Origin of the sequence: Mesorhizobium sp. M1312 (assembly GCF_040318115.1) — a bacterium.
Taxonomy (GTDB): domain Bacteria; phylum Pseudomonadota; class Alphaproteobacteria; order Rhizobiales; family Rhizobiaceae; genus Mesorhizobium.
In genome coordinates this window covers 255,221-276,439 of the sequence record NZ_JAMYLQ010000002.1, presented here as the reverse complement: position 1 = coordinate 276,439, position 21,219 = coordinate 255,221, and the positions used below count along the sequence as shown (strand labels likewise).

21 protein-coding genes and 1 pseudogene are annotated in these 21,219 nt (G+C 61.9%); 16 read left to right on the top strand and 6 right to left on the bottom strand.

Features of this window, described 5'->3' with window-relative positions:
* Positions 1-110: 110 nt before the first annotated feature.
* On the bottom strand, positions 111-1,940 hold the full coding sequence (locus tag NKH36_RS04040) for an ATP-binding protein (protein WP_352960240.1): 1,830 nt from the start codon (positions 1,938-1,940) through the stop codon (positions 111-113).
* Positions 1,941-2,093: 153 nt separating this feature from the next.
* On the opposite strand from NKH36_RS04040, the gene NKH36_RS04035 reads away from it, so the two are divergent.
* Together NKH36_RS04035 and NKH36_RS04030 are read left to right on the top strand one after the other, a co-directional pair.
* Complete coding sequence (locus tag NKH36_RS04035; protein ID WP_352960238.1) at positions 2,094-2,660, top strand: helix-turn-helix domain-containing protein; 567 nt, start codon at positions 2,094-2,096, stop codon at positions 2,658-2,660.
* A 77-nt stretch (positions 2,661-2,737) separates the two neighbouring features.
* Positions 2,738-3,265 carry a GNAT family N-acetyltransferase gene (locus tag NKH36_RS04030; protein ID WP_352960236.1) on the top strand — a complete coding sequence of 176 codons (528 nt, stop codon included), beginning with the start codon at positions 2,738-2,740 and terminating at the stop codon, positions 3,263-3,265.
* Positions 3,266-3,278: 13 nt separating this feature from the next.
* Here NKH36_RS04030 and NKH36_RS04025 read toward each other — a convergent pair whose 3' ends face one another.
* Complete coding sequence (locus tag NKH36_RS04025; RefSeq protein WP_352960234.1) at positions 3,279-5,081, bottom strand: NAD(P)/FAD-dependent oxidoreductase; 1,803 nt, start codon at positions 5,079-5,081, stop codon at positions 3,279-3,281.
* 494 nt (positions 5,082-5,575) lie between these two features.
* Between NKH36_RS04025 and NKH36_RS04020 the strand changes: the two genes are divergently transcribed.
* The 8 genes from NKH36_RS04020 (at position 5,576) to NKH36_RS03985 (ending at position 12,191) form a co-directional block, all read left to right on the top strand.
* Positions 5,576-7,357 (top strand): acetolactate synthase 3 large subunit, encoded by a 1,782-nt coding sequence (locus tag NKH36_RS04020; protein WP_352960232.1) that lies wholly within the window; start codon positions 5,576-5,578, stop codon positions 7,355-7,357.
* Between the two features lie 89 nt (positions 7,358-7,446).
* Positions 7,447-8,019 (top strand): acetolactate synthase small subunit, encoded by a 573-nt coding sequence (gene ilvN, locus NKH36_RS04015; RefSeq protein WP_029351349.1) that lies wholly within the window; start codon positions 7,447-7,449, stop codon positions 8,017-8,019.
* Between the two features lie 142 nt (positions 8,020-8,161).
* On the top strand, positions 8,162-8,758 hold the full coding sequence (locus NKH36_RS04010) for a LysE family translocator (protein WP_352960230.1): 597 nt from the start codon (positions 8,162-8,164) through the stop codon (positions 8,756-8,758).
* Between the two features lie 163 nt (positions 8,759-8,921).
* A complete protein-coding gene (locus NKH36_RS04005; protein WP_352960228.1) occupies positions 8,922-9,095 on the top strand; it encodes a hypothetical protein in 174 nt (57 codons plus the stop codon).
* 65 nt (positions 9,096-9,160) lie between these two features.
* Positions 9,161-9,772, top strand: a complete 612-nt coding sequence (nthA, locus tag NKH36_RS04000; protein ID WP_352960226.1) for a nitrile hydratase subunit alpha — start codon at positions 9,161-9,163, stop codon at positions 9,770-9,772.
* On the top strand, positions 9,769-10,428 hold the full coding sequence (gene nthB, locus NKH36_RS03995) for a nitrile hydratase subunit beta (protein ID WP_352960224.1): 660 nt from the start codon (positions 9,769-9,771) through the stop codon (positions 10,426-10,428). The genes nthA and nthB overlap by 4 nt, the downstream gene beginning before the upstream one ends.
* A complete protein-coding gene (locus NKH36_RS03990; protein WP_352960222.1) occupies positions 10,415-10,801 on the top strand; it encodes a nitrile hydratase accessory protein in 387 nt (128 codons plus the stop codon). Before nthB ends, NKH36_RS03990 begins: the two co-directional genes overlap by 14 nt.
* Positions 10,802-11,063: 262 nt before the next feature.
* Positions 11,064-12,191, top strand: coding sequence for an ATP-dependent DNA helicase (locus NKH36_RS03985; RefSeq protein WP_352960643.1), 1,128 nt, complete (start codon positions 11,064-11,066; stop codon positions 12,189-12,191).
* A 25-nt stretch (positions 12,192-12,216) separates the two neighbouring features.
* Here the strand turns inward: NKH36_RS03985 and NKH36_RS03980 are convergent, their stop codons facing one another.
* The gene (locus NKH36_RS03980; protein ID WP_352960220.1) at positions 12,217-12,621 is read right to left on the bottom strand and encodes a SpoIIAA family protein; all 405 of its coding nucleotides are present in this window, start codon (positions 12,619-12,621) and stop codon (positions 12,217-12,219) included.
* A 112-nt stretch (positions 12,622-12,733) separates the two neighbouring features.
* On the opposite strand from NKH36_RS03980, the gene NKH36_RS03975 reads away from it, so the two are divergent.
* Positions 12,734-13,474 carry a pyridoxine 5'-phosphate synthase gene (locus tag NKH36_RS03975; protein WP_352960218.1) on the top strand — a complete coding sequence of 247 codons (741 nt, stop codon included), beginning with the start codon at positions 12,734-12,736 and terminating at the stop codon, positions 13,472-13,474.
* 103 nt (positions 13,475-13,577) lie between these two features.
* On the top strand, positions 13,578-15,491 hold the full coding sequence (locus NKH36_RS03970) for a potassium transporter Kup (protein ID WP_352960216.1): 1,914 nt from the start codon (positions 13,578-13,580) through the stop codon (positions 15,489-15,491).
* Positions 15,492-15,739: 248 nt separating this feature from the next.
* Here NKH36_RS03970 and NKH36_RS03965 read toward each other — a convergent pair whose 3' ends face one another.
* Entirely contained in the window at positions 15,740-16,630 is an 891-nt protein-coding gene (locus NKH36_RS03965) for an SDR family oxidoreductase (protein ID WP_352960214.1), read from the bottom strand.
* A 136-nt stretch (positions 16,631-16,766) separates the two neighbouring features.
* Between NKH36_RS03965 and NKH36_RS03960 the strand changes: the two genes are divergently transcribed.
* Together NKH36_RS03960 and NKH36_RS03955 are read left to right on the top strand one after the other, a co-directional pair.
* A complete protein-coding gene (locus NKH36_RS03960; protein ID WP_095494681.1) occupies positions 16,767-17,177 on the top strand; it encodes a winged helix-turn-helix transcriptional regulator in 411 nt (136 codons plus the stop codon).
* Between the two features lie 96 nt (positions 17,178-17,273).
* Positions 17,274-18,511 (top strand): annotated as a pseudogene (locus tag NKH36_RS03955) (FAD-dependent oxidoreductase).
* On the opposite strand, the gene NKH36_RS03950 reads toward NKH36_RS03955, so the two are convergent.
* Entirely contained in the window at positions 18,474-19,235 is a 762-nt protein-coding gene (locus NKH36_RS03950) for a glutathione S-transferase family protein (protein ID WP_352960212.1), read from the bottom strand. The pseudogene NKH36_RS03955 and the gene NKH36_RS03950 sit on opposite strands and share 38 nt — an antisense overlap.
* Positions 19,236-19,332: 97 nt before the next feature.
* Between NKH36_RS03950 and NKH36_RS03945 the strand changes: the two genes are divergently transcribed.
* Positions 19,333-19,791: a MarR family winged helix-turn-helix transcriptional regulator gene (locus NKH36_RS03945; RefSeq protein ID WP_352960210.1), complete on the top strand. Its 459-nt coding sequence runs from the start codon at positions 19,333-19,335 to the stop codon at positions 19,789-19,791.
* Positions 19,792-19,826: 35 nt separating this feature from the next.
* Here the strand turns inward: NKH36_RS03945 and NKH36_RS03940 are convergent, their stop codons facing one another.
* A complete protein-coding gene (locus tag NKH36_RS03940) occupies positions 19,827-20,255 on the bottom strand; it encodes an anthrone oxygenase family protein (protein WP_352960208.1) in 429 nt (142 codons plus the stop codon).
* 162 nt (positions 20,256-20,417) lie between these two features.
* On the opposite strand from NKH36_RS03940, the gene NKH36_RS03935 reads away from it, so the two are divergent.
* The gene (locus NKH36_RS03935; RefSeq protein WP_352960206.1) at positions 20,418-21,098 is read left to right on the top strand and encodes a TetR/AcrR family transcriptional regulator; all 681 of its coding nucleotides are present in this window, start codon (positions 20,418-20,420) and stop codon (positions 21,096-21,098) included.
* Positions 21,099-21,219 lie beyond the last annotated feature (121 nt).

Genomic DNA, 21,219 nt, shown 5'->3' with positions numbered 1-21,219 from the left:
GCTCCGGTTCTCGCAAACGACGCCATTCGATCCGACCTGATGAATTCCCTTCCGGGATTTACTCATGTCTAGAGACAGAGAAAGTCTTCAGGATTTATCGGCCGCTGGGTTCAATCGTTCTGCGGGCGCAAGCCGAAGGTTGCCGGCTTGAGGCCATAGCGCATGTCGAAATCGTCGTCGGGTTGGACGCGCGCGACAGGCGGCTTGCGGTAGTCGCGATCGCCGGCCTGTCGGCCGGAATCCACGACTTCGGCGAAGGCCATCGCCTGCTGCGGTTTCGGTACGTTGCGCAGCCTTTCGACGATCGCCACGAGATCGACATCATTGCCGGTTTCGGACGGCAAGGCTTCCTCGCGTTTGGCCGTGCCGGGAATAAGGTCATCGGACATTTTTTCGAACTTCAGCCGCATGGTCGTCGCCACGCCCTCACCGAAAGCGATCGCTTCGCGCTGACCCATCGAAGACAGGAATGCCAGCGTCGAGGCTGAGGAATCGGCGATCGCCGAGCGGATGATCGCCTGGTCCTGCTCATTGGCAAGCCGCATGGCGAAAAAGGTCGAGCACTGCGATAGGATGGTGGGATCGAGCTCGCCCGGGCGCTGGGTGACGATACCGAGATAACAGCCATATTTGCGGCCTTCCTTGGCGATGCGCGACAGGGCGTGTCGGGTCGGCGCAAAACCAAGGCGCGGATCGGCCGGCATGTAGCGGTGCGCTTCCTCGCACAGCAAAAGCAGCCGCAGCCGGCCCTCGCTCCACAGTGCAAGGTCGAAGGCCAGGCGCGCCAGCACCGAACAGACGGAATTGACCACTTCCGACGGCATGCCAGCCATCTCGAAGCAGGTCACCGGGCGACCGTGATGCGGTATGCGGAAAATATTGCCGATCGTCTCGTGGATGGTGTCCTCGATCAGCCGCGAGTTAAACATGAAGCGGTAGCGCGGATCCGAGGCTGCCGATTCGATGCGCGTCTTCAGCGATTTGAGGGTGGGGCGGTCGTTCTTGCTTTCCAGCAGGCCCATGCGTTCGTCGATCTGCTTGATGAGATCGACAACGCGATAGGGCACCGGCGTGTCCGCGGTCAGCGCATCGCTGCCGCGCCTGAGATAGGTGCCGGAATTCGGGTTGCGATACAGGTTCTTGGCTGCGGGAATTAGATCGCGCAAGGCATCGACCTCTTCCGGCACGGTCTCGCGCCCGCGAAACAGCACTTCGGCAAATTCCTCGAGCTTGAACATCCAGAAGGGCAGGTCCAGTGTCGTCAAATCGACCCTCACGCAGTGTTCGGGCAAGGATGCGGCGAACTCGTTGTGCGGATCGAGGATGAGGACGCGCAGGTCGGGCCGGGCGGCGATCGACTTGCGCAAAAGCAGCGAGACGGCGGTGGATTTGCCGACGCCGGTGGTGCCGACAATGGCGAAGTGGCGCGCCAGCGTGTCGTCGATGGCGATGTTGGCGTCGATCGCCTCGTCCTGTGACAGCGTACCGATGGTGATCGAATGACGTCCGGCGAGATCGTAGACCGCCTGCAGGTCGCGGCTGCGAATGCGGTGGGCGATGGCGCCGATATGCGGGTAGGTGGTGATACCGCGGTCGAAAATCAGCTTGGCGCCGGGCTCGGCGCCGTCGCGCACCTCGCCGATAAGCTCGATGCTAACCTCGATCGGGTTCTGGCCTTCATTGCTCCAGGCGCGATCCGACTTGCCGATCTCGTAGACCAGGCCGACCGTTCGCGTGGCGCCAAGGTTGATGGAGATCATCTTGCCGACGCTCCAATGGCCGGTGACCGTGCCTTCGACATCGGCGGCATGGGCGCTGATGGTGGCGCGCGCGCCGTCGCACTGGACGACATTGCCCAGAATGCGCCTGTCGTTCTGCTCCGCCTTGCGGCGCTCCTGTAAAGTCGGCTCTCCGACGGAGGCTTCGCGGTCGACGAACATGGACAGGCTGTTTCCCATTTCCCCAGGCGACCGACCTTACATCGATGGGGTTAAGGTGGGGTGAGGCCGGATGGTGTAAGGGCCATTAAGCCATTCGTGAAAAATGAATTGATCGGCGCTTGCTCTAAGCCAAAATTTCGATATACCGGATGAATGATTGATATAGCGAACGACATCTCGTCGACTATCGGCAGGCGAATACGCTCCGAAAGAGCCCTGAGGGACTGGTCGCTGGCGGAGCTCGCGGACCGGTCCGACGTGTCGAAAGCCATGCTCAGCACGATAGAGCGCGGCAAGACGAGCCCGACCGCAGCACTTCTCGTGCGCATCGCCGGGGCCTTCGGCATGACGCTTTCCACCCTCATCGCGCGGGCCGAGCTGCAGGGCGGCGGACTGCTTCGCGAAAGCGATCAACCGCTTTGGCGCGATCCCGCAATAGGCTATGTCCGGCGGCATCTTTCGCCAGTCTCGGATATGCCGCTCGAACTGATCCGGGTCCAATTGCCGGCGGGGGCCAAGGTGAGCTTTCCGGCAGCGTCCTATGCCTTCATCAGACAGCAGATCTGGCTGATCTCCGGACGGCTGGAATTCACCGAGGGCGATATCGTGCACGGTCTCGAACCGGGTGACTGCCTGGCGCTTGGAGCGCCGTCGGATTGCACCTTCCACGCTCCGGGACCGCACGCCGCCGACTATCTGGTCGCGCTGGCCAGAGGCTGAGGCAGGTCGGATCTTGTGGCCCGACCGACGTTCACACATTCACAGCCATTTTCATCCAGCTCTGGGGGCCTGCACGCATGAGTTCCATCGAAATCAAGCCTCTAACCCAGGCTGCGGGAACGCAGACAATGCTGGTCGACATGCTGATCGAGACGGTTGCGGCCGGTGGATCGGTCAGTTTCATGCATCCGCTGGCGCCGGACTTGGCAGGCGACTTCTGGAGGAAGTCGTTTATTGCGGCAGCAAGAGGCGAAAGAGCTGTGCTCGGCGCCTGGGACGGCGAGGCTCTGGTCGGCACCGTTACCTTGCTGCTCGACTGTCCCCCCAACCAGCCGCACCGGGCCGAGATCGCCAAGCTGATGACCCGCGTCGACCATCGCGGCAAAGGCGTGGCCACCCGCCTGATGCGGGCGGTCGAAAGCCTCGCTGTCGAGAAAGGCCGCACACTGCTGGTCTTGGATACAGCAACAGAGGAGGGCGCTTCCAGTCTCTATGAGAGGTTGGGATTTACGCTTGCCGGTGAGATACCGGACTATGCATTGAAGCCGCATGGCGGACTGACTGGTACGCTTATCTACTGGAAGCGCATCGGCCAGTCCCGGTGACAGCCCCGAATTTCTATCCCGCGTGGTGGACCTGCTGCAGCCCGTAGACCGGCGTCGCGATGCCTTCGTGCCGCGCCTTCAACTGCAGCGACAGGAACTGCGAATAGTGGCGTGACTGGTGCAGATTGCCGCCATGGAACCAAAGCGCTTCCTGTTGCGTCGGCTTCCACATGTTGCGCTGTTCGCCCTCCCAGGGGCCGGGGTCCTTGGTGGTGTTCGAGCCCAGGCCCCAGCACTTCCCGACTTTGTCGGCGACATCTTTCGAGATCAGCTCCGCTGCCCAGCCGTTCATCGAACCGTAGCCGGTGGCATAGACGATGACATCGGCCGGCAGCTCGGTGCCGTCGCTGAGCAGGACCGAATGTTCCTTGATCTCGGTCACGTCGACGCCGCTCTTCAGCTTGATGGCGCCGTCGATGATTAGTTGGGAGGCGCCGATATCGATGTAGTAGCCGGAACCGCGCCTGAGATATTTCATGAACAGGCCAGAACCGTCGTCACCCCAGTCGAGCATGAAGCCAGCCTTTTCCAACCCCTCATAGAAGGCGGCATCGCGCTTCTTCATCTGCTCGTAGAGCGGGATCTGGAATTCGTGCAGGATCTTGTAGGGCAGGGAGGCGAAGATTAGATCGGCCTTGGCCGTGGTCATGCCGTTTTGCACGGCCTGTTCCGAATAGAGCGCTGCGAGCCCGATATCCATCAGCGTGTCGGATTTGACGATGTGCGTGGTCGAACGCTGTACCATGGTGACGTCGACGCCGGCTTCCCAGAGTGCGGCGCAGATATCGTGCGCGGAATTGTTCGAACCGATGACGACGACCTTCTTGCCAACGTAGCTGTCCGGACCGGGGTGGTTCGCAGAATGGTGCTGATCACCCTTGAAATTCTCCATGCCCTTGAACTTCGGGATGTTGGGCCGGCCAGACATGCCGGTGGCCAGCACCAGCTGCCTCGGCTTCAGCGTTATGTCCTTGCCATCGCGATGGACGACGACCGTCCACTCCTTTTTCTCGTCGTCATAGGTGGCGCTCTTGGCCTCCGAGGAGGACCAGTAGTTCAGCTCCATGACCTTGGTGTACATTTCCAGCCAGTCGCCGATCTTGTCCTTGGGCGAGAAGACCGGCCAGTTCCTGGGGAAGTCGATATAGGGCAGATGGTCGTACCAGACCGGGTCGTGCAGGCAGAGCGACTTGTAACGCTTGCGCCATGAATCGCCGGCACGCTCGTTCTTCTCGACGATGATGGTCGGCACGCCGAGCTGCCTCAGCCGGGCGCCGAGCGCAATGCCGCCCTGGCCGCCGCCGATGATAAGCGTGTTGGGCTGACTGACAAAGCCGAGTTCGTCGGCTTCTTTCTCACGCTCCTCTTTCCAGGTCGGCCGGTTTTTTCCGTGACCATGCTTGGCGCCCAACGGCCGGCCGAAGCCGGCGGGTTCCTCATGACCCTTCAGCTCGACCATGGTGGTGAGCAGCGTCCAGATCTTGCCGTTCTTCAGCCTGATATGGCCGAAGCCGCGCGCAACCTCCGTTTCGAAACTGATCCAACCTTCGAGCAGCCCGTCGCTCTCGGTGGCGTCTTCGCCCTTGGCGATCGCCCAGTTCGACGGTTTTGTCCTCGCCAACTGGCTCGTCAGCATGTCACGCACCTGGTCGCGACCTTCCATGGTCTTGATGTTCCAGGTGAAGGTCACCAGGTCGCGCCAGTAGCAGTCTTCCTGAAAGCACCCGACCGCCTTGTCGATGTCGCCGGCGGCAAGTGCTGCGCCGAATTGGTCGAGCAGGTCCGTCAGTTTCTTGGCTGGGGCCTTGTCGAGCATCAAATTTCCTCCCGTGAAGTCCTGGTCGTCATCGTGGCTTTGCCGGACCCTCCCAGCCCGTCGGCTGGAGTATCGTGGCAAACTGTGCGCCGCGTCACGTCGTCAAATAGTTCGGTGTGGTTTCAATGGCTTATTGGGATGATTGCGGCCTTGGTACTGCGGGCGATCGTACCGGAGCGGTGTCTTGTGGCGAAAATAGCTGGCTCAATGCGATGATGGTCAACTGGCGCGTCTGATGCGGGCAACGGGTTCAAACCCTTTTGATGCCGTGTCACATTCACCGTTGACAGCGGCGCAAAACCAATTCTATTGTCCGCCACCATGAAAACGGCACTCATTCTCGTAGTAGGAAAGCGCGCGGGCAAGGCGGTGTAACCGCCGGGCGAAAACCTCCCATGCGCAGACACAGGCTCCCTCGGGGGCCTTTTTTATTGCCCGAAACACGACTAAACGACCAGCAATCGCCCGATGGCGGACAGTACGGGACCAGACCGATGAGCAGTGGACAGAACGAGCGGCGCGAAATGACCGGCGCCGAAATGGTGGTGCAGGCGCTGAAGGACAACGGCGTCAAGCATGTTTTCGGCTATCCGGGCGGCGCGGTTCTCCCGATCTATGATGAAATCTTCCAACAGGACGAGGTCGAGCACATCCTCGTCCGTCACGAGCAAGGCGCGGGTCATGCGGCGGAGGGCTATGCGCGCTCGACCGGCCAGGCCGGCGTCATGCTGGTGACATCGGGGCCGGGAGCCACCAACGCGGTGACGCCGCTGCAGGATGCGCTGATGGATTCGATCCCGCTGGTCTGCCTGACCGGTCAGGTACCGACCTCGCTGATCGGCTCGGACGCGTTCCAGGAGTGCGACACGATCGGCATCACGCGCCCCTGCACCAAGCACAATTGGCTGGTGAAGGATGTCAACGAGCTCGCGGCAATCATCCACGAGGCCTTTCACGTCGCGACGACAGGACGCCCCGGTCCGGTCGTCGTCGATATCCCGAAGGACGTGCAGTTCGCCAAGGGCATCTATGTGCCGCCGCAGACGGCGCCGCGCACGAGCTATCAGCCTAAGGTCCAGGGCGACCTGGAAAAGATCAAGGCGGCGGTCGAGCTGATGGCCAACGCGAAAAGGCCGATCCTCTATACGGGCGGAGGTGTCATCAATTCTGGCCCGGAAGCCAGCCATTTGCTGCGCGAACTGGTCGACCTGACCGGCTTCCCGATCACCTCGACGCTGATGGGCCTTGGCGCCTATCCGGCGTCGGGCAAGAACTGGATGGGCATGCTCGGCATGCACGGCACCTATGAAGCCAATATGGCGATGCATGATTGCGACATCATGGTCTGCATCGGCGCGCGCTTCGACGACCGCATCACCGGCCGGCTCACCGCGTTCTCGCCGAACTCGAAGAAGATCCATATCGACATCGATCCGTCGTCGATCAACAAGAACGTCCACACCGATGTGCCCATCATCGGCGATGTCGGCCGGGTGCTGGAGGATCTGGTGCGGCTGTGGCGGGCGACCGCCAAGGCCGACAAGAAGGCGCTCCATCCGTGGTGGGAGCAGATCGCGAAATGGCGGGCGCGGGATTCGCTCGCCTATAAGATGAACCACGACGTGATCATGCCGCAATATGCCGTCCAGCGGCTCTACGCGCTGACCAAGGACATGGACACCTACATCACCACCGAGGTCGGCCAGCACCAGATGTGGGCGGCGCAGCACTATCATTTCGAGAAGCCGAACCGCTGGATGACCTCCGGTGGGCTCGGCACGATGGGCTACGGCCTGCCGGCGGCGCTCGGCGTGCAGATCGCGCACCCGGATGCGCTGGTCATCGACATTGCCGGCGACGCCTCGGTGCAGATGACGATGCAGGAGATGAGTGCCGCAGTGCAGCACGAAGCGCCGATCAAGATCTTCATCCTCAACAACCAGTATATGGGCATGGTGCGGCAGTGGCAGCAGCTTCTGCACGGCAACCGGCTGTCGCATTCCTACACCGAAGCGATGCCGGATTTCGTCAAGCTTGCCGAAGCCTATGGCGGCCACGGCATCCGCTGCGAGAAGCCGGACGAACTGGACGACGCGATCAAGGAGATGATTTCGGTGAAGAAGCCGGTGATCTTCGACTGCCGGGTGGCGACGCTTGCCAACTGCTTCCCGATGATCCCGTCGGGCAAGGCGCATAACGAGATGCTTCTGCCTGACGAGGCGACGGACGAGGCGGTGGCCAATGCGATCGACGCCAAGGGCAGGGAACTGGTGTAACGCTCAACGCCCAAACCGAGGCAGGGCTGTCGGAAGAAGCCGTGCGGAAACAGAAAACAGCTCAAAAGTTTCAAATCGAGAACCATGTCATGAACGCACAGCTTCAACCGACCGGCTCGGCCTACTTCATCGCCAAGGAAACTGAAAAGCCGGAGACTCACACGCTTTCCGTGCTGGTCGACAATGAGCCGGGCGTGCTGGCCCGGGTCATCGGCCTGTTTTCCGGACGCGGCTACAACATCGAAAGCCTGACGGTCTCCGAAACAGAGCATGAGAAGCATTTGTCGCGCATCACCATCGTGACGCGCGGCACGCCGCATGTGCTGGAGCAGATCAAGCACCAGCTCGAGCGCATCGTGCCGGTGCACCGTGTCGTCGATCTCACGGTGCGTTCGCACGAGCTCGGCCAGGACCGGCCGCTGGAGCGGGAGCTCGCGCTGGTGAAAGTGGCCGGCACCGGCGAAGGCCGCGTCGAGGCGCTGAGGCTGGCCGATGCCTTCCGCGCCAGCGTCATCGACGCCAACACCGAGCATTTCATCTTCGAGATCACCGGCAAGGGCTCCAAGATCGACCAGTTCATCGCCATCATGAAACCGCTCGGTCTGGTCGAGATCTGCCGGACCGGCGTGGCGGCGATGAATCGCGGCCCACAGGGGATGTGATCATCCGGCGCTTTGGGGCCAGCACCGCCTGTATTTATTCTGTCGCGTTGATCCTGACCTTCTGGCCCGGCTGCCGCCGTGAGGTGGCCTTTGTGCGTTTGAGGTGAAAGGACAATATTGCTGACCTGCTTGGGAGAAGCCAATGACCCTCGATGCCTTCCTTGCTTTGCTGGTCTATGCCTTCGTGACCTCGATCACGCCGGGTCCGAACAACTTCATGCTTTTGGCTTCCGGCGTGAACTTCGGTTTCGCCAAAACCATTCCGCACATGCTGGGCATCAGCATCGGCTTCCTTGTGCTGTTGCTTGCCGTCGGCTTCGGTCTGGGCGCGGTGCTGACGGCATTTCCGGTTCTGCACACCGGATTGAAGATCACGGGCGGCGTCTACCTGCTCTATCTCGCCTGGAAGATCGCCGTGTCGCGTTCGCTCACCGGAAAGGGCGAGGCCAAGTCGCGACCGATGCGGTTCATCGATGCGGCAGCGTTCCAGTGGGTCAATCCCAAGGCTTGGGTGATGGCGATCACCGCCATGGCCGTCTATGCCATTCCGGAGCATCCGTTTCTCTCGGTGGCGTTGATCTCGATAGCGTTCACCGTCGTCAACCTGCCGAGCGTTTCGGTGTGGGCAGGTTTCGGCATGGCGCTGCGCGGTTTTCTGTCGGATCCGGTGCGGCTTAAATGGTTCAACATCGCCATGGGCGTGCTGCTCGCGGCGACGTTGTGGCCGATGCTGCGGTAGCTGCCGCTTTATTGTGCACTGCACATTAAATCTTGGTGATGCCGGGTTTTGGCACTTTTTCGCCTCCGGCGCCTTCTATCTATTTGGTGAAACCGCGGCACGAGCCTGCGAGTTACGCCAGATATGTGGTCGGCGGCCTAGTCGCTTCGCAAGCGCTGACGTTGTGTTCGTCACGCCGGTGATCTATGTCTACATGGAGCATTTTTCCGGCTGGCTTGTCGGACTGTGGCCGAAGCGCCGGGACGAGCAGCTACCGGTCGAAGCCGTCGACCAGCCATCGCTGTTCGAGCACGGAGAAGCGTTGCAAGGCGAGCCGCAGAAAGCGGCAGCGGAATAGAAGTTGAAGGGCTGGCCCAAGCCGTGGCGCTTGCGGTTGGATGCTTGCAGCCGTAATTTACGGCGATGTCCCACAGCCACAACCACGATCACGACAACGAGCTTGATCCTTTTGCCGCCCGGGTGCGCGCGCTGGAGACGATCCTCACCCAGAAAGGGCTGATCGATCCGGCTGCGATCGATGTGATCGTCGACACCTACGAGACAAAAATCGGTCCGCGCAACGGCGCCAAAGTGGTGGCGAAGGCGTGGGTCGACCCTGACTTTGCCGCCCTGCTGAAACGCGACGCGACGGCGGCGATCGGCTCGCTCGGCTACACCGGCCGGCAGGGCGAGCACATGCAGGCGGTCTTCAACACGGCAGACACGCACAACCTGGTCGTCTGCACGCTGTGCTCGTGCTACCCGTGGTCGGTGCTCGGCCTGCCACCGGTGTGGTACAAGGCGCCGCCCTATCGTTCGCGCGCGGTCATCGATCCGCGCGGCGTGCTCGAGGAATTCGGGCTGACGCTGCCGAAGGCAACAAAAATCCGGGTGTGGGACTCCACCGCCGAGCTGCGCTATCTGGTCGTGCCGCTGCGGCCGAAGGGTACTGAAGGCTGGAGCGAGGAGCGGCTGGCGGCTCTGGTGACGCGCGACGCCATGATCGGCACCGGACTGGCGCGGGAGCCGGCATGAACGGGCCGCAGGATCTCGGCGGGCAGATGGGGTTCGGGCCGGTTGCACCCGAAAAGGATGAGCCCTATTTCCATGCCGACTGGGAAAGGCGTGCGCTTGGCGTGACGCTGTGCGCCGGCGCCATGGGCGCCTGGACCATCGACGAGAGTCGGCATGCGCGGGAATCGCTGCATCCCGCCGACTATTATGCCTCGAGCTATTATGAGATCTGGATCAAGGCGCTCGAAACCTTGCTGAAGCGACACGGCTTCGTCAGCGATCGCGATCTGGCCGCGGGCAAGGCGGTCGATCCAGCCGCGACGCCAAAGCGGGTGCTGAAGTCCGAAAACGTGCCGGCGGTGCTGGCCAAGGGCGGCCCCTGCGACCGGCCGGTTGCGACACCGGCGCGGTTCAAGGCGGGCGACCTCGTGCGCACGAAGAATTTTCATCCGACCGGCCACACAAGGCTGCCGCGCTACGCACGCGGCAGGCAAGGCGTCATCGAGGTGATACGCGATGGTTTTGTCTTCCCCGACACCAATGCGCACGGCCAGGGCGAGAACCCGCAATGGGTTTATACAGTGGTTTTTGACGGCGCTGAGATCTGGGGCGACGACGCCGACCCGACCCGGACCGTGTCGATCGACGCCTGGGAGAGTTATCTTGAACCGGCGTGAGTCGAAGTCAGTCACCGCCACGCTGCCGGCGGGCGTCGAGGCGCCGGTTTTCGCCGACCCATGGCAAGCGGAAGCCTTCGCAATGACTGTGGCATTGCACGACAAGGGCCTGTTTTCCTGGGGCGAATGGGCGGACGCTTTGTCCGCCGAGGTCAAGAAGCCGGGTGCCGCAAGCGATGGCCATGACTATTACGAGCACTGGCTGGCGACGCTGGAAAATTTACTGTCGGCAAAAGGCGTTGCTGGCAAGGGCGATGTCGATACGCTCGCCGCCGCTTGGGAACGCGCAGCGCATGCAACGCCGCATGGCAAGCCGATCCTGCTCGACAACGATCCCAGCCCGACCGAATGTCGTGGCAGCCCGACCGACTAGGTCGTGGCAGCCCGACCGACTAGGTCGTGGCGGCCCGACCGACTAGGTCGTGGCGGCCCGACCGACTAGGTCGTGGCGGCCCGACCGACTAGGTCGTGGCGGCTCGACCGACTAGGTCGTGGCGGCTCGACTTCGTTCTCTTTACGTTCCGATCGCTGCCTGATAGCTTGTGTATTGGAGGCGGTAAGGCCCGCCGCCGATGATCTCGGTGGCGGTAGTCGTCGGCCTTGTCTTTCCCTCGCGAATCCGGTCTCTCGCGCTGATGGAATTCTCTCCTCAACAGGACGATGCGCTGAAAGCGGTCGCCACCTGGCTCAAGACCGGAAAGCCGCAGCTCTTCCGGCTGTTCGGCTATGCCGGTACCGGCAAGACGACGCTGGCGCGCTATTTCGCCGAACATGTCGACGGCCAGGTACAGTTCGCCGCCTTCACCGGCAAGGCGGCGCAGGTGCTGCGTTCCAAAGGCGCGGTCAATGCCCGCACCATCCATTCGCTGATCTACCGGCCGAAGGGCGAAGAATCGGTAGCGGACGAGGTGACCGGCAAGACCTCGATGTCGCCGACCTTTTCGCTCAACCGGCAGAGCCCGATCTCGCGGGCGAAACTGGTCGTCATCGACGAATGCTCGATGGTCGACGAACAGCTTGGCCGCGACCTGATGAGTTTCGGCACGCCGATCCTTGTTCTCGGCGATCCTGGCCAGTTGCCGCCGATCTCGGGCGGCGGCTTCTTCACCGACCATGAGCCGGATATTCTGCTCACCGAAATCCACCGCCAGGCGCGCGACAACCCCATCATCCGGCTGGCGCTCGACGTACGCGAGGGCCGCGAATTCATGCGCGGCGACTATGGCACGGCGCAGGTGATCGGCAAGGAAGACGTGACCCAGGAACTGGTGCTGAAGGCGGACCAGGTGCTGGTCGGCACCAACAGGACGCGGCGTCGCTATAATCAGCGGCTGCGCGAGCTGAAGGGATTCAATGCCGACTTTCCACAAGCGGGCGACAAGCTCGTCTGCCTGCGCAACGACCCGGCCAAGGGGTTGCTCAATGGCTCGCTGTGGAAGGTGATGACCTCGTCGCGCGAGACGGTGAAACCCGGCATCAATTTGCTGGTCTCACCGGAGGAGGACGATCCGGACCGCGGCGTCGCCAAGATCAAGCTGCTCAAAGCGGCGTTCGAGGACCCGGACGCCGATATTCCCTGGCAGCAGAAAAAGCGCTTCGACGATTTCGACTATGGCTACGCGCTGACCGTGCACAAGGCGCAAGGCTCGCAGTGGAACGAGATCGTGCTTTTCGACGAAAGCTGGGCGTTTAAAGAAACCCGCCAGCGCTGGCTCTACACCGCAATCACGCGCGCGGCCGAACGGCTGACGATTGTCAGATAGGCCGATCGAGCAGCCCGGGACTGCGTCAGCGTGGGGCTAGCGGTTTGGCTCCAAGCCATTCCCAGGCGGATGCCTCGTCCTCCGCCTCGAAATGCCTGATCTCGACGGGCGAGGAAGCAGGCAGCAAGCTCTCTGCGCTGGGTACCCAATTCGGATCGCCGACCGCAGCGCAGCGGCCGACATGCTCCACGGCATGGGCCGTGCCCTGCTCAAGCGTTTCGTCCGACACATCGACCCAATCGACGCCATCATGGTCGATCAGGCGCACCAGCACGTCGATTTTCGGGTGCAGCGCGTAAGCCGCCTCCAGCAAACCGAACAGGTTTTCCGCATCGGCCGCTGTGACATGGCCGACGACGTCGATTGCGAACAGGTCGTCGCGGTCGGTGTCGATGCGGCGAACCGCCGGCACGGCTTCAAGATAATTCACGGGTCTTCCTCTTGCTGGATATAACACGTCCCTCTGGAACACCGGAAACCCCCTGTCTGTTCCCACCAAAGGCGGTATAGATGGCCGCAAATACATCCGGACCCGAGAAGCCATGCCTGCAAAACTCTCCGTCAATCTCAATGCCATTGCCATGCTGCGCAACCGGCGCAACCTGCCGTGGCCAAGCGTCGCCGGGCTCGGACGCATCGCACTTGCCGCAGGCGCGCATGGGCTGACCGTGCATCCGCGGCCCGACGAGCGGCACACCAGGCATTCCGACCTGCCGGAGATCAGGGCGCTGATCGACGACGAATTTCCCAAGGCAGAGTTCAACATCGAGGGCTATCCGAGCGAGGATTTCCTGGCGCTTGTGGAAAAGCACCAGCCGGAGCAGGTGACGCTGGTGCCCGACGACCCTGCCCAGGCGACCTCCGACCATGGCTGGAACTTCGTCGCCGAGACGGCGTTCCTGACACCGATCGTCAAGCGCCTGAAAAAGGGGGGCTTTCGCGTGTCGTTGTTTTCCGACCCGGATCCGGCAGGCATGAAGGCCGCGCGCGACACCGGCGCCGACCGGATCGAGCTCTATACGGGTCCATATGGCAGCTATCATTCCGATTCGGCAAAAGCGGCGAATGAGCTGGAAAGATTGGGAAAAACCGCGGATGCCGCGCTTGCCGCCGGGCTTCAGGTCAATGCCGGCCACGATCTGGTGGTGAACAACCTGCCGGCATTGGCAAAGCGCATCCCGGCATTGGCCGAAGTGTCGATCGGACATGGGTTGACAGCCGATGCGTTGGAGTATGGCATGGCCGGTACGGTCAAAAGATTTCTGAAGGCCTGTGGGTGGTAGAGATGGAAGCCTCGCTTTGCGGACATGGCAGCCATCACGTTGGGGCACTTGATATTGCATCGCAGCAAGCGTAGAGCACCGCGCGCTTATCGGAGTGTCGTCCATGGCCCTTACCAACAGTGGTAGTGAGGCAGAACCCGTCGAACAATCAAGCCATCCTGAGGTCGAAAAGCACAGCACCAAGGTTTTGTTGCTGGGCGCTCTCGGCGTTGTCTATGGCGATATCGGCACCAGCCCGATCTACGCGCTTCGCGAGGCACTGCATGCTTCGTCCGGCACCGATCCGCGCAGCGCCGTTCTGGGCATTCTGTCGCTGATCGTCTGGGCACTGACGATTATCGTGACAATCAAATACGTCGCCTTCGTGCTTCGGGCGGATAACAAGGGTGAAGGCGGTACCCTGTCGCTTATGGCGCTGGCCCGGAAAGCTTATCCGGCTGGTTCCGGCATCATTCTTGCCATCGGTCTCTGCGGAGCCGCACTGTTTTTCGGCGACGCGATCATAACGCCGGCCATCTCGGTGCTTTCAGCGGTGGAAGGCCTGAGCGTCGTGACCCCGGCGTTCGATCCATACGTGGTTCCCATCACGTTGGTGATTCTTGCCATCTTGTTTGCCGTGCAGCGCTTCGGGACCGGCAGAGTGGCCTCCGTTTTCGGGCCGGTGACGGCGCTCTGGTTTCTGGCGATCGGCATTGCCGGATTGGTGCATATTCTTGACGATGTCTCGGTGCTTTTGGCAATCAACCCCTACTATGCAATTGCCTATCTTGCCGAAGCCAAGACGGGCGCATTTCTCACAGTCGGCGCGGTCTTTCTGGCGGTTACCGGTGCTGAAGCGCTTTACGTCGATCTCGGGCACTTTGGTCGCCGTCCAATCGTGCTAGCCTGGTTTTGGATCGTGTTCCCCTGCCTGTTGCTCAGCTATTTTGGGCAAGGCGCGTTCGTTCTTGCTCACGGGGGGGTGCCCGACAATCCGTTTTTCCAGATGCTGCCGGATTGGGCACTGATACCGATGGTCGGGCTCGCAACAGCGGCGACCGTCATCGCCAGTCAAGCCGTCATCTCCGGGGCGTTTTCGCTGACTCGGCAAGCGGTGCAGCTCAATCTTCTGCCCAGAATCGAAGTTCAGCATACTTCCGAGATGCAGCTCGGCCAAATTTACATGCCGCGCGTGAATCTCATTCTCGCGCTCGGCGTGATGCTGCTGGTCGTCGGCTTCGGCAGTTCGAGTTCGCTCGCTTCCGCCTATGGAATTTCGGTGACAGGCGAAATGCTGATGACGACGATTTTGCTGTTCGTGGTGATGCGGTGGCAATGGAAATGGCAGATCGCGCTCGCTGCGGCGCTCGCGCTACTGTTTGGCACGATAGATGCCGGCTTCTTCCTGGCAAATATTGTGAAATTCGTGGAAGGCGGATGGGTTTCAATCGCTGTAGCCTGCATCATGGGGCTGATCATGGGGACCTGGATACGCGGGAGTCGCTATCTATTCGACAAGACGCGCAGGAACGAAATTCCGCTCGATTTCCTTGCCGGCAATTTGTTGAAGAAGAAACCGCAGCTTGTATCCGGTACGGCGGTGTTCCTGACCAGCGATCCCGTCAGCGCGCCGACCGCGCTGATGCACAGCCTGAAGCACTACAAGGTGCTGCACGAACAGAACGTCATCCTCTCGGTGGTGACGGCGCAGCAGCCCGTTGTGCCTGACAGTGACCGGGTCAAGATGGAAACGATCAACGATCTGTTCATGCGGGTGACGCTGACCTTCGGCTACATGGAACAGCCCAACATTCCGCGAGCGCTGGCGATCTGCCGCAAGCAGGGCTGGAAGTTCGACATCATGACGACCTCCTTCTTCCTGTCGCGGCGCTCGCTCAAGGCGTCCCCCAATTCCGGCATGCCGGTGTGGCAGGACAAGCTGTTCATCGGATTGGCGCGCACGGCAGCGGATGCGACGGAGTATTTTCAGATCCCGACCGGACGTGTGGTTGAGATCGGAACGCAGGTGGCTATCTAGGGGCAGCGCGAATAATGAGCCGCTCCGTTGCGATCCTTCGCGCGCCCCCTCTGTCCTGCCGGACATCTCCCCCTCAAGGGGGGAGATGGGCCGTCACTACGGCTTTCGCCAATCTTCAGCGTCGCAGGAAGACTGTAAGGGCGGAACTGCCGATCTCGCCCCTTGAGGGGGAGATGTCCGGCAGGACAGAGGGGGTGCTGTCCCGCCGGCCTTGGAAGTTCTGTACCGCGGCGGTGCATTCATAGACTTCAGCCGGCCAGCGCTGCCTTGTTCGCATCAAGAAACTGCTTCAGCGATCGCGGCTTCCTGCCTGATAGCGTTTCGATCGCGTCGGTCACCATGCCGATGCGGCCGGAGCGCGTGTTGGTGTCGAAGGATGTGACGATTGGGGCAAAGCCCTCGGGAACGCCGGCAGCCTTCAGTCCCTCGGTCAAGGCTTCATCCGAAAGCTGGACGACCTGGATAGGCTTGCCGGTGACGTCGGTCACCAGGGCTGCGATCTCGGCGACCGTATAGGCCTGTGGCCCCGTCAGCGTGTATGTGGTGCTTTCGGTATCGCCTGCAGCAAGGCCGCCGGCGATCGCCGCAGCCATGTCGTCGCGAGCGCCGTGGGCGATGCGGCCGTCGGCTGCCGATGTGTACCACTGCCCCGAGGCAATGGCGTGCGGCAGCGACATGAACAGGTTCTCCTGATACCAGCCGTTGCGGAAGATCGTGTAGGGGATTCCGCTTGCCTTGATCGCCTGCTCGGTCCCGTAGTGATCGCCCGCAAACAGCACCGGCGATCCCGGCTCAGGATTGGGCATCGAGGTGTAGAGCAGATGCGAAACACCGGCCTTCTTGGCAGCTGCGACTGCATTCTCATGCTGCTTGAGGCGCTTGCCCCCAAGGTCGATCTCGCCGGTTGAGATGATCAGGACCCTGTCGGCGTCCTTGAATGCCTCGACGAGCGACGCCGTGTCATCGAAATCGGCTTGCCTGATGGCGACGCCGCGCGCCGCCAGATCGGCGAGGTTTTCCGGATTGCGGGTGGCGGCGACGATCCGCGCCGGCAGAACCTTGAGCGTGTCCAGCAGATGATGGATGACGCCGCGGCCAAGCTGGCCGGAGGCGCCGGTGACGAGAAGGGTTTCGGTCATGGCAAGTCCTGTCGTTGCGCCGGAGCGGCGGGTGCTTATATAAGTCTCAAAAAGAGACCAGCACTAAAATAGGAATTGACCGACCCTCGTAAAGAAGGCAGTTTTGCGGGAGGTAGGCAGGCGTAGGGAACCAGCGATGGACAGCAAGATCGTCGGTCTGAGATCGAAACTCGAGATTTACAAAGCGGGCAGCGGCGGGGGGAACATTGCGGACTGTCCGGTTCGCGATGTGATCCAGGGCATCAGCAACAAATGGAGTTCTCTGTTGATGATGGCGCTGGCCGAAAAGCCGTACCGGTTCGGCGAATTGCGGCGGCTGGTGCCCGACATTTCACAGCGTATGCTCACCCAGACGCTGCACGATTTGCAGCGCGACGGCTACGTCCATCGCGAGGTGTTCCCGACCAAGCCGCCGAGCGTCGAATACAGTCTGACCGATCTCGGACGCTCGATGTTCGGACCCCTGCACCAGCTGCTCCAGTGGGCCGAGCTCAATCATGGCGCTGTGCGCGACGCGCGGAACGCTTTCGACGCTACCGAGAGCTAACCATCAATGCCAGGAGTGGCAACGCCAAGAGCGACGGCTTGATTTGGCGATACCGCTGAAGGATTGTCCGGCCTTGGCGAGAAGATTCGGCGGGCAATGGGCATTTCTCTGGACATCGCGATTGCCGGCGCCGGCCCGGCCGGACTGGCCGCCGCGCTCTATCTGAAGCGTGCCGGGCACCGGGTCACCATCTTCGAGCGCTTCGACGAGCCAAAGCCAGTCGGTTCCGGATTGATCCTGCAGCCGCCCGGGCTGACGGTGCTTGCCGACCTCGGTCTGCTCGACGACATCCTGGTGCTGGGCAGCCGCATCGACCGCCTGCATGGCGCCGATGCGAAAACCGGCCGCACTGTGCTCGACGTCCGCTATGATGCGCAGCGCGGCGGCCGTTTCGGGCTGGCGGTGCACCGGGCGGCCTTGTTAGGCGTGCTTTTCCGCGCCGTCCGGCGCGAGGCGATCGCCATCGAAACCGGCGTCGAGCTCGAGACGCTGGAAACCGGCGAGCGGACAACGCTGATCTGCGGCAACGGGCGAAGGATAGGGCCGTTCGATCTTGTCGTCGATGCCAGCGGTTCGCGCTCCAAATTGCGGCAGCGTGTGCAGAATCCGGGTAAACCGCGGCCGCTCGCCTACGGCGCGTTCTGGGCGTCGCTCGGCTGGCACGGCGACGGTTTCGACGAGCACGCCCTGCTGCAGCGCTACGACAGAGCGAGCGTGATGATCGGCGTGTTGCCGATCGGCAGGCCGGAACCCGACGCCGAGAAGATGGCGGCATTCTTCTGGAGCTTGAAGCCGGCGGACGCAGAGCAGGTCAGGGCGACAGGCCTCGACGCGTGGAAGGCGAGGGTGGTTCGGCTGTGGTCCGAATGCGAGGCGTTCACGAGCCAGATCGACAGTTTCGACCAGCTCTCGCTGGCGCGTTACGGCCATCACACGCTCAATATGCCGGCCGGACGGCGATGGGCGGTCATCGGCGATGCCGCGCATTCGGCCAGCCCGCAGCTCGGGCAAGGGCGAACATGGCGCTGCTCGACGCGGCAGCGCTCAATTACGCGCTCATAGGAACGGATCGTGTCGATACTGCGCTCGAAGCCTATGTCCAGGGGCGGCGGTGGCATGTCCAGGTGTTTCAGGCGCTGTCGCTGATGCTGACGCCGTTTTACCAGTCGGATTCGACCGTGATGCCGTTCGTCCGCGACAGGCTGGTGGCGTCGGTGGCGAAAATCCCGCCAGTGCCAAACATCCTTGCCTCGATGGTGGCTGGAACCGTGGTCGATCCGTTTAGGCGGATCGGTATCAAGGAAGCGCGATGGCCGCCTCGTTGCGGCGGATGAGTTTCGAAAGATGCGAACCCTTCGCTTGCAGGAATGCATGAAGGCGCTGTGGATAATCCGGAGCGACAGCGTTCTTCACCGACTTGCGTTCGCGCAATTCCTTCCGCCAGGCCTCGACTAGTGGCTTTCCGTTCAGAATGCCGAAATCACCGATCCGATCGAAGGCGTCGAAATAGCGGAAGATTGGTCCATAGACAGCATCGACCAGTGAAAAGTGCTCGCCGGCGAACCATGGCCCGGCTTGGCCAGTCGCCAGTTCCGTTTCGAGACGATCGAACATCGCCGACAGACCTTTGCTTTCGGCAAGGAAGGCGGCCTCGCTCGGTGCGGAATAGAGTCGGCCGATGGCGTTGAGGGTGGCCGAACCGAACTCGATCCAGGCGCGATGCCGGGCACGGGCCAGCGGGTCGGCAGGGTGGAGTGGGTTGGCCAGCGTTTCCTCAAGGAATTCGAGGATAACCGCCGATTCGAAAATCGCGGTTTCCTCGCCATTCTGCTGCACGCGCAACAGCGGTACCTTGCCGAGCGGCGATATCGCCTTGAACCAGGCCGGCTTGTTGGCGAGATCGATGGTGAGGCGTTCGAACGGCACGTCCTTTTCGGCGAGCGAGATCGCCGCGCGCTGCACATAGGGACAAAGGTGATGGCTGACGAGAACGAGCTTGTCGGTCACCAGGCTGCCCGTCTCCGGGAGGTCGGCGACCTTGCAGATTTCATGTTTCATGGCAGTGCTCCGATATCAATGCAATTGCATCTATATAGATGCAGCTGCATCGACTGTCAAGCTTGATGCAATTGCATCTATCGCCTATGCTGCAATCATGACGGAGAAAGCCGACCCTTCGCCCGCGGCCATCAAGGCCTGGGCCCGCCTAATGCGCGTTTCGCGCCAGCTGGTGGAAAGAGCCGAAGACGCGCTGAAGGACGGCGGCTTGCCGCCGCTTGCCTGGTACGACGTGCTGCATGAGCTTGCGGAAGCGGGCGAGGGCGGCTTGCGGCCTTTCCAGCTGATCGAGCGCACACTGTTTGCGCAATACAACATCTCCCGGCTGCTGGCGCGGCTCGAAGCGGACGGGCTGGTCGAGAAGCTCAGGGTTGCCGATGACGGTCGCGGACAGACGGTCCGCATCACCGGCAAGGGGCGCGAGACGCGCCGCCGCATGTGGGCCGTCTACGGACGGTCGATCGCGGAGCTGGTCGGTGCCAAGCTCTCCAATGATGACCTGGACACCCTGTCGGCTCTGCTTGGACGGCTACGCCATCCGGCCATGCCGGAGTGATGTGGCCCTTGGCGCTGAAGATCGTTGTAGCGACGTCAGGCACTACCCCAGAGGAATGCCAGTGCCGCCAGAACGCCAAGCGCGACGCGGACCAGATGCAGATTACCCCATTTGACGATCAATGCCCGGGCCTTTGGATTAACGGCGGCCGCGTCCATCGCCTCCAGCAGTCGGTTTGTCGGCATCATTGCGATCAGCGTCCATGGCCAGGGCAGGATGATCAGCACCGCCCCGACCAGATAGGCGAGACTGCCGGTCTGCCACCAGGCAACGACACCAAGAACACAGGCGACAACGGCGATCGACGCCTGCATGGCGGCGCCGCGCTTATAGGCGGGCTGCCATTCCTGCAGCAGTGCACGGTCATCAAGGCGAAGCCGCGCCGGCTGCTCGGCGACGCTGATGTAGATGGCGGCGCCCGCGAAAACGGCGGTAATAGTCAATGCAAGCAGGCCGATGAGCATTTTTCTCTCCGCGCCACGCGTTCCGGTGGGTGCCGTTCCGGCCTAGAAACGTCAAAAAGCGGAGATAGGGCTTGCACTGGGCCCGGCAATACGTCATAGACGTGCCGAACCGTAACGTACGGTACGGCCCCGGCTGCCGCCGTCATCGAGCAGGAAAACAGTTTGTTACAGGCAAGCGTCGACATCGACACCGGCGAAGCGCTGACGGAGCGGCAGAAAGCCGTGCTCGACGCCGCACTTCGCCTGCTGGTCGAGGAGGGCGATCAGTTGACCATGACCGCCGTAGCGCGGCGGGCGAGCTGTTCCAAGGAAACGCTCTACAAATGGTTCGGCGATCGCGACGGGCTTTTGACGGCAACGGTGCAATGGCAAGCGTCCAAGGTGCGGGTGGTGCCGGTCGACCGCAAGGGGCTCGACCTTGCTTCGCTGACGGCGAGCCTCGAGCGCTTCGCCTCGGATTGGCTCAAGGTGATTTCGAGCGACACCTCGATCGCGCTCAACCGGGTGGCGGTCGGCCGTGCCGGCCCAATCCGGCGCAAAGATGGCAAGGACGATCTTGGCGCCATCGTGCTGGAGAACGGCCGCTTCGCGCTGGCCAGGCGCCTGAAGCCGGTGCTGGAGGCCGGCCAGCAGGCCGGGATTCTCGAGTTCTCGGATGCCGAAGCGGCATTCCGCACCTTTTTCGGGCTGGTCGCCCGTGATGTGCAGATCCGCCTGCTGCTCGGCGACCGGCTGAAATTGACTGATGCGGGGATCGGCGGCGATGCCGTCCGGGCAACGCAGCAGTTTCTCGCTCTTTACGGAGCAAAAACCGGGCCGCAAGGCCCCCCTAGAGTCGGATGATTTCAGGTCAAGTCGACCTGAATCTGAATCCGGCTCTAAATCAAAGAGATAGAGCATGAGGTCGTCCGAAAACCGCTTCACACTTTTCGGCATCATGCTCTGAATTCACAACGGGAAGGAA

Excerpts from the sequence above, each read along its gene's own strand:
- NKH36_RS04010 (WP_352960230.1), top strand. The coding sequence starts at position 8,162 with ATGACCCTCGATGCCTTCCTTGCTTTGCTGGTCTATGCCTTCGTGACC.
- NKH36_RS03960 (WP_095494681.1), top strand. The coding sequence starts at position 16,767 with ATGGACAGCAAGATCGTCGGTCTGAGATCGAAACTCGAGATTTACAAA.
- ilvN (WP_029351349.1), top strand. The coding sequence starts at position 7,447 with ATGAACGCACAGCTTCAACCGACCGGCTCGGCCTACTTCATCGCCAAG.
- NKH36_RS03970 (WP_352960216.1), top strand. The coding sequence starts at position 13,578 with ATGGCCCTTACCAACAGTGGTAGTGAGGCAGAACCCGTCGAACAATCA.
- NKH36_RS03965 (WP_352960214.1), bottom strand. The coding sequence starts at position 16,630 with ATGACCGAAACCCTTCTCGTCACCGGCGCCTCCGGCCAGCTTGGCCGC.
- NKH36_RS04040 (WP_352960240.1), bottom strand. The coding sequence starts at position 1,940 with ATGTTCGTCGACCGCGAAGCCTCCGTCGGAGAGCCGACTTTACAGGAG.
- nthA (WP_352960226.1), top strand. The coding sequence starts at position 9,161 with ATGTCCCACAGCCACAACCACGATCACGACAACGAGCTTGATCCTTTT.
- NKH36_RS03975 (WP_352960218.1), top strand. The coding sequence starts at position 12,734 with ATGCCTGCAAAACTCTCCGTCAATCTCAATGCCATTGCCATGCTGCGC.
- nthB (WP_352960224.1), top strand. The coding sequence starts at position 9,769 with ATGAACGGGCCGCAGGATCTCGGCGGGCAGATGGGGTTCGGGCCGGTT.
- NKH36_RS03945 (WP_352960210.1), top strand. The coding sequence starts at position 19,333 with ATGACGGAGAAAGCCGACCCTTCGCCCGCGGCCATCAAGGCCTGGGCC.
- NKH36_RS03950 (WP_352960212.1), bottom strand. The coding sequence starts at position 19,235 with ATGAAACATGAAATCTGCAAGGTCGCCGACCTCCCGGAGACGGGCAGC.
- NKH36_RS04025 (WP_352960234.1), bottom strand. The coding sequence starts at position 5,081 with ATGCTCGACAAGGCCCCAGCCAAGAAACTGACGGACCTGCTCGACCAA.
- NKH36_RS04030 (WP_352960236.1), top strand. The coding sequence starts at position 2,738 with ATGAGTTCCATCGAAATCAAGCCTCTAACCCAGGCTGCGGGAACGCAG.
- NKH36_RS03940 (WP_352960208.1), bottom strand. The coding sequence starts at position 20,255 with ATGCTCATCGGCCTGCTTGCATTGACTATTACCGCCGTTTTCGCGGGC.
- NKH36_RS04035 (WP_352960238.1), top strand. The coding sequence starts at position 2,094 with ATGATTGATATAGCGAACGACATCTCGTCGACTATCGGCAGGCGAATA.
- NKH36_RS04020 (WP_352960232.1), top strand. The coding sequence starts at position 5,576 with ATGAGCAGTGGACAGAACGAGCGGCGCGAAATGACCGGCGCCGAAATG.
- NKH36_RS03985 (WP_352960643.1), top strand. The coding sequence starts at position 11,064 with ATGGAATTCTCTCCTCAACAGGACGATGCGCTGAAAGCGGTCGCCACC.